The sequence below is a fragment of the Gilliamella sp. Fer4-1 genome (assembly GCF_001690515.1).
GTDB lineage: Bacteria > Pseudomonadota > Gammaproteobacteria > Enterobacterales > Orbaceae > Gilliamella > Gilliamella apicola_C.
On sequence record NZ_LZGZ01000360.1, the window covers coordinates 1 to 1,244 of the forward strand.

Here is a 1,244-nt window from a genome sequence, read left to right on the forward strand (position 1 = left end):
ATAAAAATCAATTGTTTGATTTTTTAGCGTATTTTTTCACAAAAATGTTTTTTATCAAAAATTAAATGAGAAAATTATTTTTTATTAGTAGGATTCCCTCGAATTGCTTGCACATTTTAGCTAAAATAAAATTCAGGTATCTCATAAGGTGTAACAGAATTTAAACCTTTATTTGGTTTAATTGTATGGTAAAAGTTAATAAAATAACCGAGGTTGGCTTGTCAACTAATTGCATCGATAAATGCTTCTTGTTTATGCTACGCTTCCATTAATGTACTTATTACTCGTTCAACTTTACCATTGGGTTGGAGACAGGCGGTTTTAGTCAGCTTTTGATTGATTTTATTAGCTTGGCAAAGCTTATTAATCGCTTGTGTTGATGGCTTGGTTGGTTTCCCTGAAGCGATGAATACCATTTACTCACAAACAGCGGCTCAACTTTGCGTTATTCATTAAATTCGTCATTCAATTATGTATGTTGCATCTAAACATCACAAAGCCTTTATGAGTGATTTGAAACTTGTCTACAAGGCAATGCCTCGGATGCGACAATTGATGCGTTAGATGAACTTGAGTGAAAATGGAGCGATGAATATCCAATAATCATCCAGTCGTGGCGCCGTAAATGGAATAATTTATCGGCTTATTTCCACTATCCTGAGGCTATTCGTAAGGTGATTTATACTACGAATGCTATTGAGTCTATTCATCGATAATTTCGCAAATTAGCAAAGATCAAAAACGGTTTTCCTAATGAAAATAATTTGCTCAAACTGTTGTATTTGAGTTTGCAAAATACGGATGAAAAATGGACAATGCCAAGCCAAAATTAGAATTTAGCATTGTCACGATGATATTTTTCCTAATCGTCTTGATAAGGTGCTCTCTTTGTGAATTAAACTGACACAGAATTATGAACGGCCTCATACTGGATATTATTACCAACTACCAATCACTTCTAATCGATTTTTTATCGATGAAAATATACCATCAAACAAATCATACATAATCGTCCCCGATCTTCCTTGAAAGATAATTAATACGGTTGCCGCAATACCCGCCGAAATAATGGCATATTCAATTGCTGATACAGCTTCTTTATTTTTGATAAATTGCGTAAAAAAATCTCTAATCTGCGTATTAGCTACAAGCAAAAACATTATTTTCTCCTTTAATATTATTTATTTGTATATACTTATATATAGAATACGTTGATATTAGTAACAAATAAAGTATATTATTTA

2 protein-coding genes and 1 pseudogene are annotated in these 1,244 nt (G+C 32.1%); 1 reads left to right on the forward strand and 2 read right to left on the reverse strand.

The window, feature by feature from the left end; translation table 11 throughout:
- Nucleotides 1–257 precede the first annotated feature (257 nt).
- Nucleotides 258–416, reverse strand: coding sequence for a hypothetical protein (locus tag A9G30_RS13090; protein ID WP_176700920.1), 159 nt, complete (start codon nucleotides 414–416; stop codon nucleotides 258–260).
- Here A9G30_RS13090 and A9G30_RS13415 point away from each other — a divergent pair.
- Nucleotides 355–894 (forward strand): annotated as a pseudogene (locus tag A9G30_RS13415) (IS256 family transposase); the annotation flags it as partial. The gene A9G30_RS13090 and the pseudogene A9G30_RS13415 sit on opposite strands and share 62 nt — an antisense overlap.
- A 44-nt stretch (nucleotides 895–938) precedes the next feature.
- On the opposite strand, the gene A9G30_RS12240 reads toward A9G30_RS13415, so the two are convergent.
- On the reverse strand, nucleotides 939–1,160 hold the full coding sequence (locus A9G30_RS12240; protein WP_065589129.1) for a Flp family type IVb pilin: 222 nt from the start codon (nucleotides 1,158–1,160) through the stop codon (nucleotides 939–941).
- Between the last annotated feature and the right edge of the window lie 84 nt (nucleotides 1,161–1,244).